Genomic DNA, 19,555 nt, shown 5'->3' with positions numbered 1-19,555 from the left:
GGAACGTGATGGCCTGATCGGTATAAGTGTTACACAAAGAATGTACAGGAGGTGTAACCATGAGCAATGCAATCGATACTAAAAAAGTTGTCGTTGATGAAATTACTTCTAAATTTAAAGATAGTATGTCTACTGTCATTGTAGATTACCGCGGTCTTTCAGTTTCTGAAGTGACTGAACTTCGTAAACAGCTTCGTGAAGCTGGCGTAGAATTCAAAGTTTACAAAAACACTTTGACTCGCCGTGCAGTTGAACAAGTTGAACTAACGGGTTTAAACGATTTCTTAACAGGTCCAAACGCTATCGCATTCAGTAACGAAGATGTTATCGCACCTGCGAAAATCATCAACGAATTTGCGAAAAGCCACGAAGCTTTAGAAATCAAAGCTGGTGTCATCGAAGGAAACGTAGCGACTGTAGAAGAAGTGAAGGCTCTTGCGGAACTTCCGTCTCGCGAAGGCTTACTTTCTATGTTGCTTAGCGTTCTTCAAGCTCCAGTTCGTAACCTTGCTCTTGCTACTAAAGCAGTTGCAGATCAAAAAGAAGAACAAGGCGCTTAATGCGTACTTTACGTTTACGTAAAAAAACTTAAAATGGAGGAATTACAAATGGCTTTAAATATCGAAGAAATCATTGCTTCAGTTAAAGAAGCAACTGTACTTGAGTTAAACGACTTAGTAAAAGCAATCGAAGAAGAATTTGGCGTAACTGCTGCTGCTCCTGTAGCTGTAGCTGCTGGTGGCGGTGCTGCTGCTGAAGAAAAAACTGATTTTGATCTAGTACTTGCTGGTGCTGGAGACCAAAAAATCAAAGTTATCAAAGTGGTTCGTGAAATCACTGGTCTTGGCTTGAAAGAAGCTAAAGAACTTGTTGACAACACTCCAAAACCACTTAAAGAAGGTATTGCTAAAGAAGAAGCTGAAGAACTTAAAGCTAAGCTTGAAGAAGTTGGCGCTTCTGTAGAAGTTAAGTAATCTTCGCCTAATCTTTTGGGAAAGCTCGCTTTTACTGGCGGGCTTTTTCTTTTCTAATCTCCTGAAACGATTGAATCCAGAGGAGGTCCATTCACAATGAGTGACCACTATTATACGGAAAAGCCATCAGTGAAAAGCAATAAACAGACATGGGACTTCACCTTGAGAAACCGTACCTTTACTTTTACAAGTGACAGTGGAGTGTTTTCTAAGAAAGAAGTCGACTTTGGTTCAAGGCTTTTAATTGAAGCTTTCGAAGAACCTGACTTGGATGGCGATGTCTTAGATGTCGGTTGCGGTTATGGACCGATCGGCTTATCGTTAGCAAACGAAATGACTAGCCGTACCATTCATATGATTGATGTGAACGAAAGAGCAGTCGAACTTTCAAAGGAAAACGCTAAACATAATCGCATTGATAATGTCCGCATCTATCAAAGTGATTTGTTCTCGAATGTTCATTCCTCAGCTGCTTTTGCCTCTATACTGACCAATCCCCCAATACGGGCAGGGAAGAAAGTTGTACATGCGATCTTTGAAAAAAGTGCTGATCATTTATTGCCGGAAGGTGAGTTGTGGGTGGTTATTCAGAAAAAGCAAGGTGGGCCATCTGCGATTGAAAAATTAGAGCAGCTCTTTGGAGAAGTCGAGGTTGTACTGAAAAAAAAGGGCTACTATATAATCAAAGCTAAAAAAGTTTGACGCAGTTTCCTAGCTGTGTTAACATTATAAAATGCCAATGTGTATATTTTGCTTGATAGGCTTAAAAAACAACTATTTTGTATAAATTATGCATACTTGGGAAAACTAATAAAATCGGTATTTGTTTTTGGATGTGGTTTTCTTATTTTAGAAACCCTTTTTTCTTTTGTCTTGTAAAAGTATTTCTTTACTGACATTTGAAAGACAGAAATACTTTTTACACATATAATACGCATGATTTGAGGGGTGAATCAGTTGACAGGTCAACTAGTTCAGTATGGACGACACCGCCAGCGCAGAAGCTACGCACGCATAAGCGAAGTGTTAGAATTACCAAATCTCATTGAAATTCAAACCTCTTCTTATCAGTGGTTTCTTGATGAGGGTCTTAGAGAGATGTTTCAAGATATATCCCCAATTGAGGATTTTACTGGTAACCTTTCTCTTGAATTCATTGATTACAGCCTAGGGGATCCTAAGTATCCTGTAGCAGAATCAAAAGAACGTGATGTAACTTACTCTGCTCCACTAAGAGTAAAAGTTCGTTTAATTAACAAAGAAACTGGAGAAGTAAAAGACCAAGATGTGTTCATGGGGGATTTCCCAATCATGACAGACACAGGTACTTTTATCATTAATGGTGCGGAACGTGTAATCGTTTCTCAGTTAGTGCGTTCTCCAAGTGTATATTTCAGTGGTAAAGTAGACAAAAACGGTAAAAAAGGTTTTACTGCGACTGTCATTCCAAACCGTGGCGCATGGTTAGAATACGAAACTGATGCGAAGGATGTAGTCTATGTACGCATCGATCGCACACGTAAGTTGCCGGTTACGGTTCTTTTGCGTGCTCTCGGCTTCAGCTCTGATCAAGAGATTCTTGACCTCATTGGCGAGAATGAATACTTACGCAATACGCTGGAAAAAGACAATACAGAGAATGCAGATAAAGCACTTCTCGAAATCTACGAGCGCCTCCGTCCTGGAGAGCCGCCAACTGTTGAAAATGCGAAAAGCTTGCTAGACTCTCGCTTCTTCGATCCGAAGAGATATGACTTAGCAAATGTTGGACGCTACAAGATTAATAAGAAGCTTCATATTAAAAATAGACTGTTCAATCAAAAATTGGCTGAAACGTTAGTTGATCCTGAAACAGGTGAAATTCTAGCAGAAAAAGGTCAAATTTTAGACAGAAGAGTTCTTGATAAAGTTCTTCCATACTTAGAAAACGGCATCGGATTTAGAAAGCTTTATCCTAATGGTGGCGTAGTAGAAGATGAAGTAGAACTTCAATCTATTAAGATTTATGCACCGACTGATCAAGAAGGCGAGCAAGTGATCAACGTGATTGGTAATGCATATGTAGAGGAAGCTGTGAAAAACATCACGCCTTCTGACATCATTGCATCAATCAGTTACTTCTTCAACCTTCTTCATGGTGTAGGTGACACAGATGATATCGACCACCTTGGTAACCGTCGTCTGCGTTCTGTAGGTGAACTTCTGCAAAACCAATTCCGTATTGGTTTAAGCAGAATGGAGCGTGTTGTTCGTGAAAGAATGTCGATTCAAGACACAAACACGATCACACCTCAGCAGCTGATCAACATTCGTCCTGTGATCGCTTCTATCAAAGAGTTCTTTGGTAGTTCTCAGCTTTCTCAGTTCATGGATCAAACAAACCCGCTTGCTGAATTGACGCACAAACGTCGTCTGTCAGCGCTTGGACCGGGTGGTTTGACACGTGAGCGTGCAGGAATGGAAGTTCGTGACGTTCACTACTCTCACTATGGACGTATGTGTCCGATTGAAACACCAGAGGGTCCAAACATTGGTTTGATCAACTCTCTATCTTCATTTGCAAAAGTGAATCGCTTCGGATTTATCGAAACACCTTACCGCCGGGTTGATCCTGAAACTGGTAAAGTGACACCGAGAATCGATTACTTAACTGCTGATGAAGAGGATAACTACGTAGTAGCACAAGCGAACGCTATATTAGGTGAAGATGGTTCGTTTATCGATGATAATATCATTGCTCGTTTCAGAGGGGAAAACACCGTTGTTCCTCGAAACCGCGTTGACTACATGGACGTTTCGCCAAAGCAGGTTGTTTCTGCAGCGACAGCATGTATCCCATTCTTAGAAAACGATGACTCTAACCGTGCTCTAATGGGAGCGAACATGCAGCGTCAGGCTGTACCTTTGATGCAGCCAGAATCACCGATTGTTGGTACAGGTATGGAGTACGTATCAGGTAAAGACTCTGGTGCTGCTGTCATCTGCCGCTACCCAGGTGTTGTAGAACGTGTAGAAGCAAAAAATATTTGGGTTCGCCGTTATGAAGACGTTGACGGACAACAAGTCAAAGGAAACCTAGACAAATACAGCTTGCTGAAATTTGTCCGCTCTAACCAAGGGACTTGCTACAACCAGCGTCCTATCGTAAGTGTTGGAGATGAAGTCGTTAAAGGAGAAATCCTTGCAGACGGACCTTCTATGGAAAAAGGTGAATTGGCTCTAGGACGTAACGTTATGGTCGGATTCATGACTTGGGACGGTTACAACTACGAGGATGCGATCATCATGAGTGAGCGCCTTGTAAAAGATGACGTCTACACGTCTATTCATATTGAAGAATATGAATCAGAAGCTCGTGATACAAAGCTTGGACCAGAAGAAATCACTCGTGATATTCCAAACGTTGGGGAAGATGCTTTACGCAACCTTGACGAGCGCGGAATCATCCGTATTGGTGCAGAAGTAAAAGACGGAGACCTTCTTGTAGGAAAAGTAACGCCTAAAGGTGTAACTGAACTAACAGCTGAAGAACGTCTATTACATGCAATCTTCGGTGAAAAGGCTCGTGAAGTTCGTGATACGTCACTGCGTGTTCCACACGGCGGCGGCGGAATTATCCACGATGTAAAAGTCTTTAACCGTGAAGATGGAGATGAATTACCTCCAGGTGTAAACCAGTTAGTCCGCGTATACATCGTTCAGAAGCGTAAGATTTCTGAAGGTGACAAAATGGCCGGACGACATGGTAACAAAGGGGTTATCTCTAAAATCCTTCCAGAAGAAGATATGCCTTATCTTCCAGACGGAACACCGATCGATATCATGTTGAACCCTCTAGGGGTACCATCTCGTATGAACATCGGTCAGGTACTTGAGCTTCATATGGGTATGGCTGCACGTTACCTTGGCATCCACATTGCGTCACCAGTATTTGATGGTGCGCGCGAGGAAGATGTTTGGGAAACGCTTGAAGAAGCAGGTATGTCCCGTGATGCGAAAACAGTCCTTTATGACGGTCGAACTGGTGAACCATTCGACAACCGTGTATCTGTCGGAATCATGTACATGATCAAACTGGCTCACATGGTTGACGATAAACTTCACGCTCGTTCAACTGGACCATACTCACTTGTTACGCAGCAGCCACTTGGCGGTAAAGCTCAGTTTGGTGGTCAGCGTTTCGGAGAGATGGAAGTATGGGCACTTGAAGCTTACGGTGCAGCATATACACTTCAAGAGATCTTAACAGTTAAATCGGATGACGTTGTGGGTCGTGTGAAAACATACGAAGCCATCGTCAAAGGGGATAACGTACCTGAACCAGGTGTCCCTGAATCATTCAAAGTGTTAATTAAAGAACTTCAAAGTTTAGGTATGGATGTCAAAATCCTATCTGGCGATGAAGAAGAGATAGAAATGAGAGATTTAGAAGACGATGAGGAAACGAAGAAAGCAGACGGATTAGCGTTATCTAATGACGAAGATGCTGCAGACCTCGCACCTGTCGATCTTGAACGTGACGCAGTCACAAAAGAATAGAAGAAACGATTAGAGCAAGTGACTAGGGTATAACCCGAAGATTAAAAGGGAGGTAGGCCCCTTGCTAGATGTGAACAATTTTGAGTATATGAACATCGGTCTCGCATCACCTGATAAAATCCGTTCTTGGTCTTTTGGTGAAGTGAAAAAGCCTGAAACGATTAACTATCGTACACTGAAACCTGAAAAAGATGGTCTCTTTTGTGAACGTATCTTCGGACCGCAAAAAGACTGGGAATGTCATTGTGGGAAGTATAAACGCGTTCGGTATAAGGGTGTTGTATGTGACCGTTGTGGTGTAGAAGTAACACGGGCAAAAGTCCGTCGTGAGAGAATGGGGCATATCGAACTGGCTGCCCCAGTTTCCCACATTTGGTATTTCAAAGGTATCCCAAGCCGTATGGGTCTTGTTCTTGATATGTCACCACGTGCGTTAGAAGAAGTGATCTACTTCGCTTCTTACGTCGTGACAGATCCGGGCAACACACCGCTTGAGAAGAAACAACTTCTTTCTGAGAAAGAATTCCGTGCTTATTTAGATAAATACGGTAATACATTCCAAGCAGCTATGGGTGCAGAAGCAATCAACAAACTTCTTCAAGATATCGATCTTGTAAAAGAAGTAGATACACTGAAAGAAGAGCTGAAAACTGCTCAAGGACAGCGCCGTACACGTGCGATCAAACGCCTTGAAGTGTTAGAAGCCTTCCGTAACTCAGGAAACAAACCATCTTGGATGATTCTTGATGTACTTCCGGTTATTCCGCCAGAATTACGTCCAATGGTTCAGCTTGATGGTGGACGTTTTGCTACTTCTGACTTGAACGACCTTTATCGTCGTGTCATCAACCGTAACAATCGTCTGAAGCGTTTATTAGATCTTGGCGCGCCAAGCATCATCGTTCAGAACGAGAAGCGTATGCTTCAAGAAGCTGTCGATGCCTTGATTGATAATGGACGTAGAGGCCGACCAGTAACAGGACCAGGAAATAGACCATTGAAATCTCTTTCTCACATGCTGAAAGGGAAACAAGGACGTTTCCGTCAAAACTTGCTTGGTAAACGTGTTGACTATTCTGGACGTTCAGTTATCGTCGTAGGACCACATTTGAAAATGTATCAGTGTGGACTTCCGAAAGAGATGGCTCTTGAATTATTCAAACCATTCGTGATGAAGGAGCTTGTTGAAAAAGGATTAGCTCACAACATCAAGAGTGCGAAGCGTAAAATTGAGCGCGTGCAGCCGGAAGTATGGGATGTTTTAGAATCAGTTATTCGTGAGCATCCAGTCTTACTAAACCGTGCACCGACTCTTCACAGACTTGGTATTCAAGCGTTTGAACCTACACTTGTGGAAGGACGCGCAATTCGTCTTCATCCACTTGTATGTACAGCCTACAACGCTGACTTTGACGGTGACCAAATGGCGGTTCACGTACCATTATCTGCTGAAGCTCAAGCTGAAGCTCGTATCTTAATGCTTGCTGCTCAAAACATTTTGAATCCGAAAGATGGAAAACCAGTTGTTACGCCATCTCAGGATATGGTGCTTGGTAACTACTACCTTACACTTGAGCGCAAAGGTGCTATCGGAGAAGGTATGGTCTTCAAAGATACTGACGAAGCCCTTCTAGCTTATCAAAATGGTTATGTGCATCTTCATACACGTGTAGCTGTTGCAGCTAGCTCGTTGAAGAATGTCACATTTACTGATGAACAGCGTTCTAAATTGTTGATTACAACAGTTGGAAAATTGATCTTTAACGAAATCTTACCGGAATCATTCCCATACATGAATGAGCCGACAAAGAGCAATATTGAAGAAAAAACGCCTGATCGTTTCTTCCTTGAAAAAGGTGAGGATGTAAAAGCTGCGATCGAGAAACAAGAAATCAATGCGCCGTTCAAAAAAGGTATTTTAGGTAAAATCATTGCGGAAATCTTTAAGAGATTCCATATCACTGAGACATCTAAAATGCTTGATCGCATGAAAAATCTTGGTTTCAGATACTCTACTAAAGCCGGTATTACGGTTGGTGTTTCTGATATCGTCGTACTAGATGATAAGCAGAAGATCCTTGAAGAAGCACAAGCAAAAGTAGATAACGTTATGAAGCAATTCAGACGTGGTTTGATTACTGAAGAAGAGCGTTATGAGAGAGTTATTTCAATCTGGAGTTCTTCTAAAGATGTCATCCAAGGTAAACTGATGAAGTCCCTTGATGAAGTCAACCCAATCTACATGATGAGTGACTCTGGAGCGCGTGGTAACGCATCTAACTTCACTCAGCTGGCTGGTATGCGTGGTCTGATGGCCAACCCGGCTGGACGTATCATTGAACTTCCGATTAAATCTAGTTTCCGTGAAGGTTTAACCGTATTGGAATACTTTATTTCCACTCACGGTGCGCGTAAAGGTCTTGCCGATACAGCCCTTAAAACAGCTGACTCAGGTTACCTCACGCGTCGTCTCGTTGACGTTGCACAGGATGTCATCATCCGTGAAACAGATTGCGGTACAGACCGTGGAATCTTGGCGAAGTCCATTAAAGAAGGAAATGAAATTATTGAGAAACTTGAAGAACGTCTGATCGGACGTTTTGCAAGAAAACCAATTGTTCATCCTGAAACAGGCGAAGTCATTGTAGCCGAAAACGAACTAATTGATGAAGATAAGGCACTTGAAGTAGTTGAAGCAGGAATTGAGGAAGTATGGATCCGTTCTGCATTTACATGTAACACGCCTCATGGTGTATGTAAACGATGCTACGGCCGTAACCTTGCAACTGGTACTGACGTTGAAGTCGGTGAAGCAGTTGGAATCATCGCTGCACAATCAATCGGTGAGCCAGGAACACAGCTTACAATGCGTACGTTCCACACCGGTGGGGTAGCAGGAGACGATATCACACAAGGTCTACCTCGTATCCAAGAGCTATTTGAAGCGCGTAATCCGAAAGGGCAAGCGACAATTTCTGAAATTGATGGTGTCGTTGCTGAAATTAACGATGTTCGTGACAAGCAGCAGGAAATTGTGGTTCAAGGCGAAGTTGAAACTCGTTCTTACACAGCTCCTTACAATGCACGTCTGAAAGTTGTTGAAGGTGACAAAGTCACTCGTGGTCAAGTACTGACAGAAGGTTCGATCGATCCGAAAGAACTTCTTAAAGTGACTGACATGACAGCTGTTCAAGAATATCTGCTTCATGAAGTACAAAAAGTATACCGTATGCAAGGGGTAGAAATCGGAGATAAGCACGTAGAGGTAATGGTTCGCCAAATGCTTCGTAAAGTGCGTGTCGCTGATGCAGGGGATACAGACGTATTACCAGGCACACTTCTTGATGTACATCAATTCACTGAAGCGAACAAAAAAGTACTATTCGAAGGCAAACGTCCTGCAACAGGCCGTCCAGTTCTTCTTGGTATTACAAAAGCTTCGCTTGAAACAGACTCATTCTTGTCTGCTGCATCCTTCCAAGAAACGACTCGTGTCTTAACAGATGCGGCGATCAAAGGAAAACGTGATGAACTGCTTGGCTTGAAAGAGAATGTTATCATCGGTAAACTTGTTCCTGCTGGAACGGGAATGCCAAACTACCGTAAAGTTAAGCCGGTTTCGCAAGTGCAGCCGTCTGACGACATGGTTCCTGTAGAGTAATCTTTTTCGTGAGATTCCTATAAAATCATCAAAAAATGGTGAAGGATGTCAAGATAATCTGTCATACGATATTGACATCCTTCTGCCATGATGATAATATAACCAAGGTGCTCAAAATAAAACCTGTTACTTTGGAGGATATTCGATGTCTTATGATAAAGTATCACAGGCTCAATCCATTATTATTGGTACGAAGCAAACAGTAAAAGCTCTGAAACGAGATTCAGTAAAGGAAGTCGTCGTAGCGAAAGATGCTGATCCTGCTTTAACCGCTAGTGTATTGAAACTAGCGCAAGAGAAGGGTGTAGACATTTTAGTGGTAGATTCCATGAAAAAGCTCGGCAAGGCCTGCGGAATTGAAGTTGGGGCAGCAGCTGTTGCCATTATGTTATAGCGTACTTGTTTTGTTTTTGCATGTATAAAATGCAAAAGCATTGTTTTTTGCCTTTTGATGAACCACCTGGGTATGTGGGTTATAAAAAAAGTAATGAAGGGAGGAATAACAACATGCCTACAATTAATCAGCTAATACGCAAAGGACGCGTGAGTAAAGTTGAAAACTCAAAGTCTCCTGCACTTAACAAAGGATACAACAGTTTCAAAAAAGAGCACACTAACGTAACATCTCCACAGAAGCGCGGGGTTTGTACTCGTGTCGGTACAATGACACCGAAAAAACCAAACTCAGCACTACGTAAATATGCTCGTGTACGTTTGTCTAACCTGATTGAGGTAACAGCTTACATTCCTGGTATCGGACATAACCTACAAGAGCACAGTGTAGTACTTATCCGTGGCGGACGTGTAAAAGACTTACCGGGTGTACGTTACCACATCGTTCGTGGTGCGCTTGATACTGCCGGAGTTGACGGTCGTATGCAAGGACGTTCTAAATACGGAACAAAACGCCCTAAACAAAGCAAATAATACAAACAAACATAAGGGTTTTTAGAAGTTGATATCAGATCAGTGGAGTCAGGTAACTGACAATGATATTTGAGATGAGAGACAGATAGAAATCCTTTTAAAAGAGAAGGGAGGCTATTCAGATGCCACGTAAAGGTCCTGTAGCAAAAAGAGACGTATTACCAGATCCAATTTACAATTCTAAACTTGTATCTCGTTTGATCAACAAAATGATGATCGACGGTAAAAGAGGAAAGTCACAAACAATCCTCTACAAGTCTTTTGATATCATCAAAGAACGTACTGGTAATGAAGCGATGGAGGTTTTCGAACAAGCCTTGAAAAACATCATGCCAGTTCTTGAAGTTAAAGCACGTCGTGTAGGTGGAGCTAACTACCAAGTTCCTGTAGAAGTTCGCCCAGACCGTCGTACTACTTTAGGTCTTCGCTGGTTAGTAAACTATGCTCGTCTTCGTGGAGAAAAAACGATGGAAGAGCGTCTTGCTAACGAAATCCTTGACGCAGCTAACAACACTGGTGCTGCTGTTAAGAAACGTGAAGATACACACAAAATGGCAGAAGCGAACAAAGCATTCGCTCACTACCGCTGGTAGGATTTATACCAAACTAAAAAAACTATTCCCTAATGAGGAAGGAGAAATTACCCAATGGCAAGAGAGTTCTCCTTAGACAAAACTCGTAATATTGGTATCATGGCTCACATCGATGCCGGTAAAACGACAACGACTGAGCGTATCTTGTACTACACTGGTCGTATCCATAAAATTGGTGAAACTCACGAAGGAGCTTCACAAATGGACTGGATGGAGCAGGAGCAAGAACGTGGTATTACAATCACTTCTGCTGCTACTACAGCACAATGGAAAGGTTACCGTGTAAACATCATCGATACACCAGGACACGTAGACTTCACTGTTGAAGTTGAACGTTCTTTACGTGTACTTGATGGTGCGGTTGCTGTCCTTGATGCACAATCAGGTGTAGAGCCACAAACTGAAACAGTTTGGCGCCAAGCAACAACTTACGGAGTACCTCGTATCGTATTCGTTAACAAAATGGATAAAACCGGTGCGGACTTCCTATACTCTGTAAGCACATTAAGAGATCGTCTTCAAGCGAACGCTCATGCAATTCAATTGCCGATCGGCGCTGAAGATCAATTCGAAGGAATCATCGACCTTGTAGAAAACGTAGCATACTTCTACGAAGATGACCTTGGAACTCGCTCTGATGCACAAGAAATCCCTGCTGAGTATAAAGACAAAGCTGAAGAGCTTCGCAGCAGCCTAATTGAAGCTGTCGCTGAGCTTGATGAAGAGCTTATGGAAAAATACCTTGAGGGTGAAGAAATCACAATTCCTGAATTGAAAGCTGCAATCCGTAAAGGAACGTTGAATGTTGAATTCTACCCAGTTCTTGTTGGTTCTGCTTTCAAAAACAAAGGTGTTCAGCTTGTACTTGACGCTGTGCTTGACTACCTTCCTGCACCAACTGATGTTGCTGCAATCAAAGGTATCCTGCCAGATTCAAATGAAGAGGTTGTTCGTGAGTCTACTGATGACGCACCATTCGCAGCTCTTGCGTTTAAAGTTATGACTGACCCTTATGTTGGGAAACTAACTTTCTTCCGCGTATACTCTGGAACACTTGATTCTGGTTCATACGTGAAGAACTCTTCTAAGAACAAGCGTGAACGTGTTGGACGTATCCTTCAAATGCACGCTAACAGCCGTGAAGAAATCTCTACTGTATATGCAGGGGATATCGCAGCAGCTGTAGGTCTTAAAGATACATCTACTGGTGACACTCTTTGTGACGAGAAAGATCTTGTTATCCTTGAGTCTATGGAATTCCCAGAGCCAGTTATCGATGTAGCTATCGAGCCTAAATCAAAGGCTGACCAAGATAAAATGGGTATCGCTTTAGCTAAACTAGCTGAAGAGGATCCAACATTCCGTACACAAACAAACCCTGAAACTGGTCAAACGATCATCTCTGGTATGGGTGAGCTTCACCTTGATATCATTGTTGACCGTATGAAGCGTGAGTTCAAGGTTGAAGCTAACGTAGGTGCTCCTCAAGTTGCGTACCGTGAAACATTCCGTTCTGGTGCAAAAGTTGAAGGTAAATTCGTACGTCAGTCTGGTGGACGCGGTCAGTTCGGACACGTTTGGATCGAATTCGAACCAAACGAAGAAGGCGCAGGCTTCGAATTTGAAAATGCAATCGTCGGTGGGGTTGTTCCACGTGAATACATTCCAGCAATTCAAGCAGGTCTTGAAGATTCACTTGAAAATGGTGTATTAGCTGGATTCCCATTAATCGACATCAAAGCAAAATTATTTGATGGATCTTACCACGATGTTGACTCGAACGAAATGGCGTTCAAAATTGCTGCATCTATGGCATTGAAAAATGCTGTTAGCAAATGTAACCCAGTTCTACTTGAGCCAATGATGAAAGTGGAAGTCGTTATCCCTGAAGAATACATGGGAGACATCATGGGTGATATCACATCTCGTCGTGGACGTGTAGAAGGTATGGAAGCTCGCGGTAACGCTCAAGTTGTTCGCGCTATGGTTCCACTTTCTGAAATGTTCGGATATGCAACTGCACTCCGTTCTAACACACAAGGACGCGGTACTTTCACTATGCACATGGATCACTACGAAGAAGTGCCTAAGAGCATCAGTGAAGAAATCATCAAAAAAAATAAAGGTGAATAATTGATTTTGCCTTTAAACTAAAGTATAACTACTATTGAAGATCAGAAAGTGAGAGGTAACTCTTCACTTTCTATCACTCTATACCAAATACAATGAACCTTTAAGGAGGATTTTTAGAATGGCTAAAGAAAAATTCGACCGTTCCAAATCGCATGCTAACATTGGTACAATTGGACACGTTGACCATGGTAAAACAACTCTAACTGCTGCTATCTCAACAGTTCTTCATAAGAAATCTGGTAAAGGTACAGCTATGGCTTATGACCAAATCGATGGTGCTCCAGAAGAGCGCGAGCGTGGAATCACAATCTCAACTGCACACGTTGAGTATGAAACTGAATCTCGTCACTATGCACACGTAGACTGCCCAGGACACGCTGACTATGTTAAAAACATGATCACTGGTGCTGCTCAAATGGACGGCGCGATCTTAGTAGTATCTGCTGCTGACGGTCCAATGCCACAAACACGTGAGCACATCCTACTTTCTCGTAACGTAGGTGTACCTTACATCGTAGTATTCCTTAACAAATGTGACATGGTTGACGATGAAGAGTTACTTGAACTTGTTGAAATGGAAGTTCGTGACCTTCTTTCTGACTATGACTTCCCTGGTGACGATGTACCAGTTATCAAAGGTTCTGCTCTTAAAGCTCTTGAAGGAGATGCTGATTACGAAGCAAAAATCTTTGAACTTATGGATGCGGTTGATGAGTACATCCCAACTCCAGAGCGTGACACTGAGAAGCCATTCATGATGCCAGTTGAGGACGTATTCTCAATCACTGGTCGTGGAACAGTTGCTACTGGTCGTGTTGAGCGTGGACAAGTTAAAGTCGGTGACGAAGTTGAAATCATCGGTCTTCAAGAAGAAAACGGTAAAACAACTGTTACAGGTGTTGAAATGTTCCGTAAACTTCTTGACTATGCTGAAGCTGGTGACAACATCGGTGCACTACTTCGTGGTGTATCTCGTGAAGATATCCAACGTGGTCAAGTACTTGCTAAACCAGGTACAATCACTCCACATAGCCGTTTCAAAGCTGAAGTTTATGTACTTTCTAAAGAAGAGGGTGGACGTCATACTCCATTCTTCGCTAACTACCGTCCGCAGTTCTACTTCCGTACAACTGACGTAACTGGTATCGTACATCTTCCAGAAGGTACTGAAATGGTAATGCCTGGCGATAACACTGAGATGGAAGTTGAACTTATCTCTACTATCGCTATCGAAGAAGGAACTCGTTTCTCTATCCGTGAGGGTGGACGTACTGTAGGTTCTGGCGTCGTTTCAACTATCATTAAGTAATAAACATATAAAAGAGACTCCTTGCAAAAGGGTCTCTTTTTTTGCTTTTCCAGATCAGAACGGCTACTATAAGCTATAGAATCTAAATGGAACCGAGAGGATCGCTGGAATGGCAAAGACATATTTGAAAAAATGGTTGATCGGCGGGATTGACCAATGGATTATGATGAAAGAAGACCAGACGAGTGAATCGAAGCCTGTACTTTTATTTTTACACGGCGGGCCCGGCTCGGCTCAAATCAGTTATATTGATTCCTTTCACGAGGAACTTGATCAGGACTTTACAGTTGTGCATTGGGATCAGCGGGGCGCAGGACTTTCTTATCAAAAGAATCTTCCTGATGCATCGATGACCATTCAACAATTTATTGAAGACACGATTGAACTGACCGAGAAGATCCTATCTTATCTAGGTCATTCAAAATTGTATATTGCGGGATACTCGTGGGGATCATTAATTGCCATACAAGCAGTACATAAGCGTCCAGATCTATATCATGCTTATTATGGGATTAGTCAGGTAGTAGATGTGTTAAAAGAAGATATCGTTTCGTACGAGCTTCTATTGAAGAAATACCATCGCAATCGGCTGTTTACTGGGTGTCTTCGATTACTGACTCCTCCTCCATGGAAACGAACATCAGCTCATGCCTTGTTTTCACTATATAAAGAATTCGCAAGCGTAGGTTTCACACATAGATGGAAGCCGGTTTTTCAAATGCTAAAAGGGTTTCTTTTTAGTAAGCAATATCAGCTGAAAGATAAATGGAAGTTCATAAAAGGGCAGAAGTTTAGTCAAGACAAGCTATGGAATCAGCTAATGAATGAGAGCATTCAATACCGAGTTTCTACTATATTAATACCGTGCTACTTTCTCATCGGTGATCACGATATGATTACACCAGCTGCTGTATCAAAACCATATGTTGATCAATTAAAAGCACCAATCAAAGAATGGTTTACTTTTAAAGAATCTGCACATTCCCCGCATATTGAGGAGCCAGATGAATTTATACGCATCATAAGAAAGACTGCTATACATCATCTTCAGGGAAAGCTTGATTTATAGGCTGAATCCCTGTATAATATGAAAAGTGTGCAAATCATAAATTTATCCGATTTATTATTGCAACACGCAGGCCAATTTGGTACAATAGTGCATGTTGGTCTTTGACTGCGATGAAGTGAGAGGTTGCTGACACACCCGGCCGCTTTGCCATGGCGAGGTGATCAGGTTTTTCTCACGGAGAACTGTCTAACGTAAGTAGGCGAAAAGGAGGGAAAATAATGGCAAAACAAAAAATTCGTATTCGTTTAAAAGCATATGATCATAGAATTCTTGATCAATCTGCTGAGAAGATTGTTGAAACGGCTAAGCGTTCTGGTGCTAGTGTATCTGGTCCAATCCCGCTTCCAACTGAAAAATCAGTTTACACAATCCTTCGTGCGGTGCATAAGTACAAAGATTCTCGTGAGCAATTTGAGATGCGTACTCACAAACGTCTAATCGACATCGTGAATCCAACTCCACAAACAGTTGATGCACTTATGCGTTTAGATTTACCATCTGGTGTAGATATCGAAATCAAACTTTAATTCAAATAGAAAACACATATTATAGGAGGTGTGACTAATGACCAAAGGAATCTTAGGTAGAAAAATTGGTATGACGCAAGTATTCGCAGAAAACGGTGATCTTATCCCTGTAACTGTTGTTGAGGCTGCTGCTAACGTTGTTCTTCAAAAGAAGACTGTTGACACGGATGGCTATGAAGCAATCCAAATCGGTTTTGATGACAAACGTGAAAAGCTTTCTAACAAACCAGAGAAAGGCCACGTTGCTAAAGCGGAAACTGCTCCTAAGCGCTTCGTAAAAGAATTACGCGGTGCGGAGTTAGATGCGTATGAAGTTGGTCAGGAAGTCAAAGTTGATATTTTCGCAAATGGAGATATCGTAGATGTAACAGGAACATCAAAAGGTAAAGGATTCCAAGGGGCTATCAAACGCCACGGACAATCACGCGGACCAATGACTCACGGTTCACGTTACCACCGTCGTCCTGGTTCAATGGGACCTGTTGATCCAAACCGTGTATTCAAAGGTAAACTTCTTCCAGGTCGTATGGGCGGAGAGCAAATCACTGTCCAAAACCTTGAGATCGTTAAAGTTGATGCAGAACGCAATCTTCTATTGATCAAAGGAAACGTACCAGGAGCTAAAAAATCTCTAGTAACTGTAAAGAGTGCAGTTAAATCTAAATAACTCTCTTAGGAAAGGAGGAAACAAGTCATGCCAAAAGTAGCATTATTTAACCAAAACGGTTCTACTAACGGTGAAATCGAATTAAACGCTTCTGTGTTTGGAATCGAGCCAAACGAAAGCGTAGTATTCGATGCTATTCTTATGCAAAGAGCTTCCTTACGTCAAGGAACTCACAAAGTAAAAACTCGTTCTGAAGTACGTGGCGGAGGTCGTAAACCTTGGAGACAGAAGGGTACAGGTCGTGCTCGTCAAGGTTCTATCCGTTCACCACAATGGCGCGGAGGCGGTATCGTATTCGGTCCAACACCACGCAGCTATTCTTATAAATTACCTAAAAAAGTTCGCCGCTTGGCTATCAAGTCAGTATTGTCTTCTAAAGTAATCGACAACAACATCATCGTTCTTGAAGATTTGACTCTAGATGCAGTGAAAACGAAAGAGTTCGCAGGCATCCTTAAAGGATTATCTGTTGAGAAGAAAGCGTTGATCGTCACTGCGGATGCAAACGAAACAGTTGCTTTATCTGCTCGTAACATCCCTGGAGTAACAGTTGTTGAAGCTAACGGTATCAACGTTCTTGACGTTGTCAACCACGACAAACTTCTGATCACTAAAGCAGCGGTTGAAAAAGTAGAGGAGGGACTTGCATAATGAAAGATCCTCGTGATGTTCTAAAGCGCCCTATCATTACTGAACGTTCTGCTGATCTAATGACAGAGAAGAAGTACACGTTCGAAGTTGATGTCAGAGCTAACAAAACAGAAGTGAAAGATGCTGTTGAAGAAATCTTTGGAGTGAAAGTTGAGAAAGTCAACGTTCAAAACTACAAAGGGAAATCAAAACGCGTTGGACGCTACACTGGTATGACTAGCCGTCGCAGAAAAGCGATCGTGAAATTAACTGCTGACAGCAAAGAAATCGAAATTTTTGAAGCGTAAATCTTAAAAAGAAGGAGGGAAATTCAAAATGGCGATTAAAAAGTATAAACCAACCAGTAATGGTCGTCGTGGCATGACTACTTCAGATTTTGCTGAAATCACGACTGACAAACCAGAAAAATCGTTGCTTGCACCGCTACACAAAAAAGGCGGACGTAACAACCAAGGTAGATTGACTGTTCGTCATCAAGGTGGCGGTCACAAACGTCAATACCGTATCATCGACTTTAAGCGTGATAAAGACGGTATACCTGGACGCGTTGCTACAATCGAGTATGATCCAAACCGTTCAGCGAACATCGCTCTTGTAAACTATGCAGATGGTGAGAAACGTTACATTCTTGCTCCGAAAGGAATCCAAGTTGGTACTGAAGTTACTTCTGGACCAGAAGCTGACATCAAACCAGGTAATGCTCTTCCACTTATCAACATCCCAGTTGGTACAGTTGTGCATAACATTGAATTAAAACCAGGTAAAGGTGGACAATTAGTTCGTTCTGCTGGTACTTCTGCTCAAGTTCTAGGTAAAGAAGGTAAATACGTTCTTGTACGTTTGAACTCAGGAGAAGTTCGCATGATTCTTTCTGCTTGCCGTGCGACTATCGGTCAAGTTGGAAACGAGCAACACGAATTAATTAACATCGGTAAAGCTGGACGTTCTCGCTGGAAAGGCGTACGCCCAACAGTTCGTGGTTCTGTAATGAACCCTAACGATCACCCACACGGTGGTGGTGAAGGACGCGCTCCAATCGGACGTAAATCACCAATGTCTCCATGGGGTAAACCGACTCTTGGATTCAAGACTCGTAAGAAAACCAACAAGTCTGATAAATTCATTGTACGTCGTCGTAAAAACAAGTAACGGGGTTGTCTACGGTTCATTTAGGACCGTAGTTCAATCACGAAGGGAGGTTCCACAATGGCTCGCAGCTTAAAAAAAGGACCATTTGTTGATGATCATTTGATGGCTAAAGTCGAGAAATTGAATGAAACTGACAAAAAGCAAGTCGTAAAAACTTGGTCTCGTCGTTCTACAATTTTCCCACAATTCATCGGTCACACAATCGCTGTCTATGACGGACGCAAACATGTACCTGTTTTCATTTCTGAAGATATGGTAGGTCACAAATTGGGCGAATTCGCACCAAGCCGTACTTACAAAGGTCATGCTAGTGACGATAAAAAAACAAGACGCTAATGAGAGGAGGCTTTTAAATGCAAGCTAAAGCTGTCGCAAGAACAGTCCGTATTGCTCCTCGTAAAGCACGTCTAGTAATGGACCTGATCCGAGGTAAGCAAGTAGGAGAAGCAGTTTCTATCTTAAACCTTACACCTAAGGCTGCTTCACCAATTATTGAAAAAGTATTAAAATCTGCTATCGCAAACGCTGAGCACAACTACGAGTTGGACGCTAACAGCCTAGTGATTACTCAAGCATTCGTTGACGAAGGTCCAACACTTAAGAGATTCCGTCCACGTGCTATGGGTCGTGCGAGCGCAATTAACAAACGTACTAGCCACATTACAATCGTTGTATCAGAAAAGAAGGAGGGATAATCCGTGGGTCAAAAGGTAAATCCAGTAGGTCTTCGTATTGGCGTCATTCGTGATTGGGAATCTAAATGGTTCGCAGGAAAAGATTACGCTGACTTCTTACATGAAGACTTGAAAATCCGTGAATTCATCAGCAAGCGTTTGTCTGACGCGTCTGTTTCTAAAGTAGAAATCGAACGTGCTGCAAACCGCGTAAATATCACAATCCACACGGCTAAACCAGGTATGGTAATTGGTAAAGGCGGATCTGAAGTTGAAGCACTTCGTAAAGCTCTTAACAGCCTAACTGGCAAACGTGTACACATCAACATTCTTGAAATCAAGAGAGCAGATCTTGATGCTCAGCTAGTTGCTGAAAACATCGCTCGTCAACTTGAAAATCGTATTTCATTCCGTCGTGCACAAAAACAAACAATCCAACGCACAATGCGTGCTGGAGCACAAGGAATCAAAACAATGGTTTCTGGTCGTCTTGGCGGTGCAGATATTGCTCGTTCTGAATATTACAGTGAAGGTACTGTTCCATTGCACACACTTCGTGCTGACATCGACTATGCTACTGCTGAAGCTGACACTACTTATGGTAAGCTTGGCGTAAAAGTATGGATCTATCGTGGAGAAGTCCTTCCAACTAAGAAGAATACTGCGGAAGGAGGAAAATAAT

Annotated in this window: 19 protein-coding genes; all 19 read left to right on the top strand. The window is 42.4% G+C overall.

The annotated features are described in order from the left end of the window. The first annotated feature begins 59 nt into the window (after positions 1–59). The 19 genes from rplJ to rpsC all read left to right on the top strand — a co-directional run bounded on the left by rplJ (position 60) and on the right by rpsC (position 19,554). On the top strand, positions 60–560 hold the full coding sequence (gene rplJ / locus MHI60_RS06700; RefSeq protein WP_024425590.1) for a 50S ribosomal protein L10: 501 nt from the start codon (positions 60–62) through the stop codon (positions 558–560). 48 nt (positions 561–608) lie between these two features. Continuing rightward, positions 609–974 carry a 50S ribosomal protein L7/L12 gene (gene rplL / locus MHI60_RS06695; protein WP_008345418.1) on the top strand — a complete coding sequence of 122 codons (366 nt, stop codon included), beginning with the start codon at positions 609–611 and terminating at the stop codon, positions 972–974. Between the two features lie 96 nt (positions 975–1,070). After that, positions 1,071–1,676 carry a class I SAM-dependent methyltransferase gene (locus MHI60_RS06690; protein WP_024425591.1) on the top strand — a complete coding sequence of 202 codons (606 nt, stop codon included), beginning with the start codon at positions 1,071–1,073 and terminating at the stop codon, positions 1,674–1,676. A 255-nt stretch (positions 1,677–1,931) separates the two neighbouring features. Further along, on the top strand, positions 1,932–5,513 hold the full coding sequence (gene rpoB / locus MHI60_RS06685) for a DNA-directed RNA polymerase subunit beta (RefSeq protein ID WP_007496297.1): 3,582 nt from the start codon (positions 1,932–1,934) through the stop codon (positions 5,511–5,513). Positions 5,514–5,574: 61 nt separating this feature from the next. After that, entirely contained in the window at positions 5,575–9,174 is a 3,600-nt protein-coding gene (gene rpoC, locus MHI60_RS06680) for a DNA-directed RNA polymerase subunit beta' (RefSeq protein WP_144473084.1), read from the top strand. 145 nt (positions 9,175–9,319) lie between these two features. Beyond that, positions 9,320–9,568: a 50S ribosomal protein L7ae-like protein gene (locus tag MHI60_RS06675; RefSeq protein ID WP_024425593.1), complete on the top strand. Its 249-nt coding sequence runs from the start codon at positions 9,320–9,322 to the stop codon at positions 9,566–9,568. A gap of 113 nt (positions 9,569–9,681) precedes the next feature. Continuing rightward, complete coding sequence (gene rpsL, locus MHI60_RS06670; RefSeq protein ID WP_003216962.1) at positions 9,682–10,101, top strand: 30S ribosomal protein S12; 420 nt, start codon at positions 9,682–9,684, stop codon at positions 10,099–10,101. Positions 10,102–10,223: 122 nt separating this feature from the next. Continuing rightward, complete coding sequence (gene rpsG, locus MHI60_RS06665) at positions 10,224–10,694, top strand: 30S ribosomal protein S7 (protein ID WP_003216884.1); 471 nt, start codon at positions 10,224–10,226, stop codon at positions 10,692–10,694. Between the two features lie 54 nt (positions 10,695–10,748). Continuing rightward, positions 10,749–12,827, top strand: coding sequence for an elongation factor G (gene fusA / locus MHI60_RS06660; RefSeq protein WP_048240166.1), 2,079 nt, complete (start codon positions 10,749–10,751; stop codon positions 12,825–12,827). 118 nt (positions 12,828–12,945) lie between these two features. After that, positions 12,946–14,136, top strand: coding sequence for an elongation factor Tu (tuf, locus tag MHI60_RS06655; protein ID WP_047203802.1), 1,191 nt, complete (start codon positions 12,946–12,948; stop codon positions 14,134–14,136). 109 nt (positions 14,137–14,245) lie between these two features. Then, entirely contained in the window at positions 14,246–15,205 is a 960-nt protein-coding gene (locus tag MHI60_RS06650; protein WP_095407553.1) for an alpha/beta hydrolase, read from the top strand. A gap of 218 nt (positions 15,206–15,423) precedes the next feature. Next, positions 15,424–15,732: a 30S ribosomal protein S10 gene (gene rpsJ, locus MHI60_RS06645; protein WP_003156464.1), complete on the top strand. Its 309-nt coding sequence runs from the start codon at positions 15,424–15,426 to the stop codon at positions 15,730–15,732. A 37-nt stretch (positions 15,733–15,769) separates the two neighbouring features. Then, positions 15,770–16,399, top strand: coding sequence for a 50S ribosomal protein L3 (rplC, locus tag MHI60_RS06640; RefSeq protein WP_024425597.1), 630 nt, complete (start codon positions 15,770–15,772; stop codon positions 16,397–16,399). 27 nt (positions 16,400–16,426) lie between these two features. Beyond that, a complete protein-coding gene (rplD, locus tag MHI60_RS06635) occupies positions 16,427–17,050 on the top strand; it encodes a 50S ribosomal protein L4 (RefSeq protein WP_007496312.1) in 624 nt (207 codons plus the stop codon). Further along, the gene (gene rplW / locus MHI60_RS06630; protein ID WP_003217016.1) at positions 17,050–17,337 is read left to right on the top strand and encodes a 50S ribosomal protein L23; all 288 of its coding nucleotides are present in this window, start codon (positions 17,050–17,052) and stop codon (positions 17,335–17,337) included. The genes rplD and rplW overlap by 1 nt, the downstream gene beginning before the upstream one ends. Before the next feature lie 28 nt (positions 17,338–17,365). Next, positions 17,366–18,199: a 50S ribosomal protein L2 gene (gene rplB, locus MHI60_RS06625; protein ID WP_024425599.1), complete on the top strand. Its 834-nt coding sequence runs from the start codon at positions 17,366–17,368 to the stop codon at positions 18,197–18,199. Between the two features lie 57 nt (positions 18,200–18,256). Continuing rightward, positions 18,257–18,535: a 30S ribosomal protein S19 gene (rpsS, locus tag MHI60_RS06620; RefSeq protein ID WP_003216920.1), complete on the top strand. Its 279-nt coding sequence runs from the start codon at positions 18,257–18,259 to the stop codon at positions 18,533–18,535. Between the two features lie 17 nt (positions 18,536–18,552). Further along, positions 18,553–18,894, top strand: coding sequence for a 50S ribosomal protein L22 (gene rplV, locus MHI60_RS06615; RefSeq protein WP_007496316.1), 342 nt, complete (start codon positions 18,553–18,555; stop codon positions 18,892–18,894). A gap of 3 nt (positions 18,895–18,897) precedes the next feature. Further along, positions 18,898–19,554, top strand: coding sequence for a 30S ribosomal protein S3 (rpsC, locus tag MHI60_RS06610; RefSeq protein WP_003217241.1), 657 nt, complete (start codon positions 18,898–18,900; stop codon positions 19,552–19,554). Position 19,555 lies beyond the last annotated feature (1 nt).

This window comes from Bacillus sp. FSL K6-3200 (assembly GCF_038630485.1).
Classification (GTDB): domain Bacteria; phylum Bacillota; class Bacilli; order Bacillales; family Bacillaceae; genus Bacillus; species Bacillus safensis.
Note: the sequence above shows the minus strand (reverse complement) of the source record. Positions and strands in the feature narration are given on the sequence as shown.

Bases quoted from the DNA above. Each gene is read 5' to 3' on its own strand.
- rplV (WP_007496316.1), top strand. From the start codon at position 18,553: ATGCAAGCTAAAGCTGTCGCAAGAACAGTCCGTATTGCTCCTCGTAAA.
- rplB (WP_024425599.1), top strand. From the start codon at position 17,366: ATGGCGATTAAAAAGTATAAACCAACCAGTAATGGTCGTCGTGGCATG.
- rplW (WP_003217016.1), top strand. From the start codon at position 17,050: ATGAAAGATCCTCGTGATGTTCTAAAGCGCCCTATCATTACTGAACGT.
- MHI60_RS06690 (WP_024425591.1), top strand. From the start codon at position 1,071: ATGAGTGACCACTATTATACGGAAAAGCCATCAGTGAAAAGCAATAAA.
- rpsG (WP_003216884.1), top strand. From the start codon at position 10,224: ATGCCACGTAAAGGTCCTGTAGCAAAAAGAGACGTATTACCAGATCCA.
- rpsJ (WP_003156464.1), top strand. From the start codon at position 15,424: ATGGCAAAACAAAAAATTCGTATTCGTTTAAAAGCATATGATCATAGA.
- rpsS (WP_003216920.1), top strand. From the start codon at position 18,257: ATGGCTCGCAGCTTAAAAAAAGGACCATTTGTTGATGATCATTTGATG.
- rplJ (WP_024425590.1), top strand. From the start codon at position 60: ATGAGCAATGCAATCGATACTAAAAAAGTTGTCGTTGATGAAATTACT.
- rpsL (WP_003216962.1), top strand. From the start codon at position 9,682: ATGCCTACAATTAATCAGCTAATACGCAAAGGACGCGTGAGTAAAGTT.
- tuf (WP_047203802.1), top strand. From the start codon at position 12,946: ATGGCTAAAGAAAAATTCGACCGTTCCAAATCGCATGCTAACATTGGT.
- rplD (WP_007496312.1), top strand. From the start codon at position 16,427: ATGCCAAAAGTAGCATTATTTAACCAAAACGGTTCTACTAACGGTGAA.
- rplL (WP_008345418.1), top strand. From the start codon at position 609: ATGGCTTTAAATATCGAAGAAATCATTGCTTCAGTTAAAGAAGCAACT.
- MHI60_RS06675 (WP_024425593.1), top strand. From the start codon at position 9,320: ATGTCTTATGATAAAGTATCACAGGCTCAATCCATTATTATTGGTACG.
- MHI60_RS06650 (WP_095407553.1), top strand. From the start codon at position 14,246: ATGGCAAAGACATATTTGAAAAAATGGTTGATCGGCGGGATTGACCAA.
- rplC (WP_024425597.1), top strand. From the start codon at position 15,770: ATGACCAAAGGAATCTTAGGTAGAAAAATTGGTATGACGCAAGTATTC.
- fusA (WP_048240166.1), top strand. From the start codon at position 10,749: ATGGCAAGAGAGTTCTCCTTAGACAAAACTCGTAATATTGGTATCATG.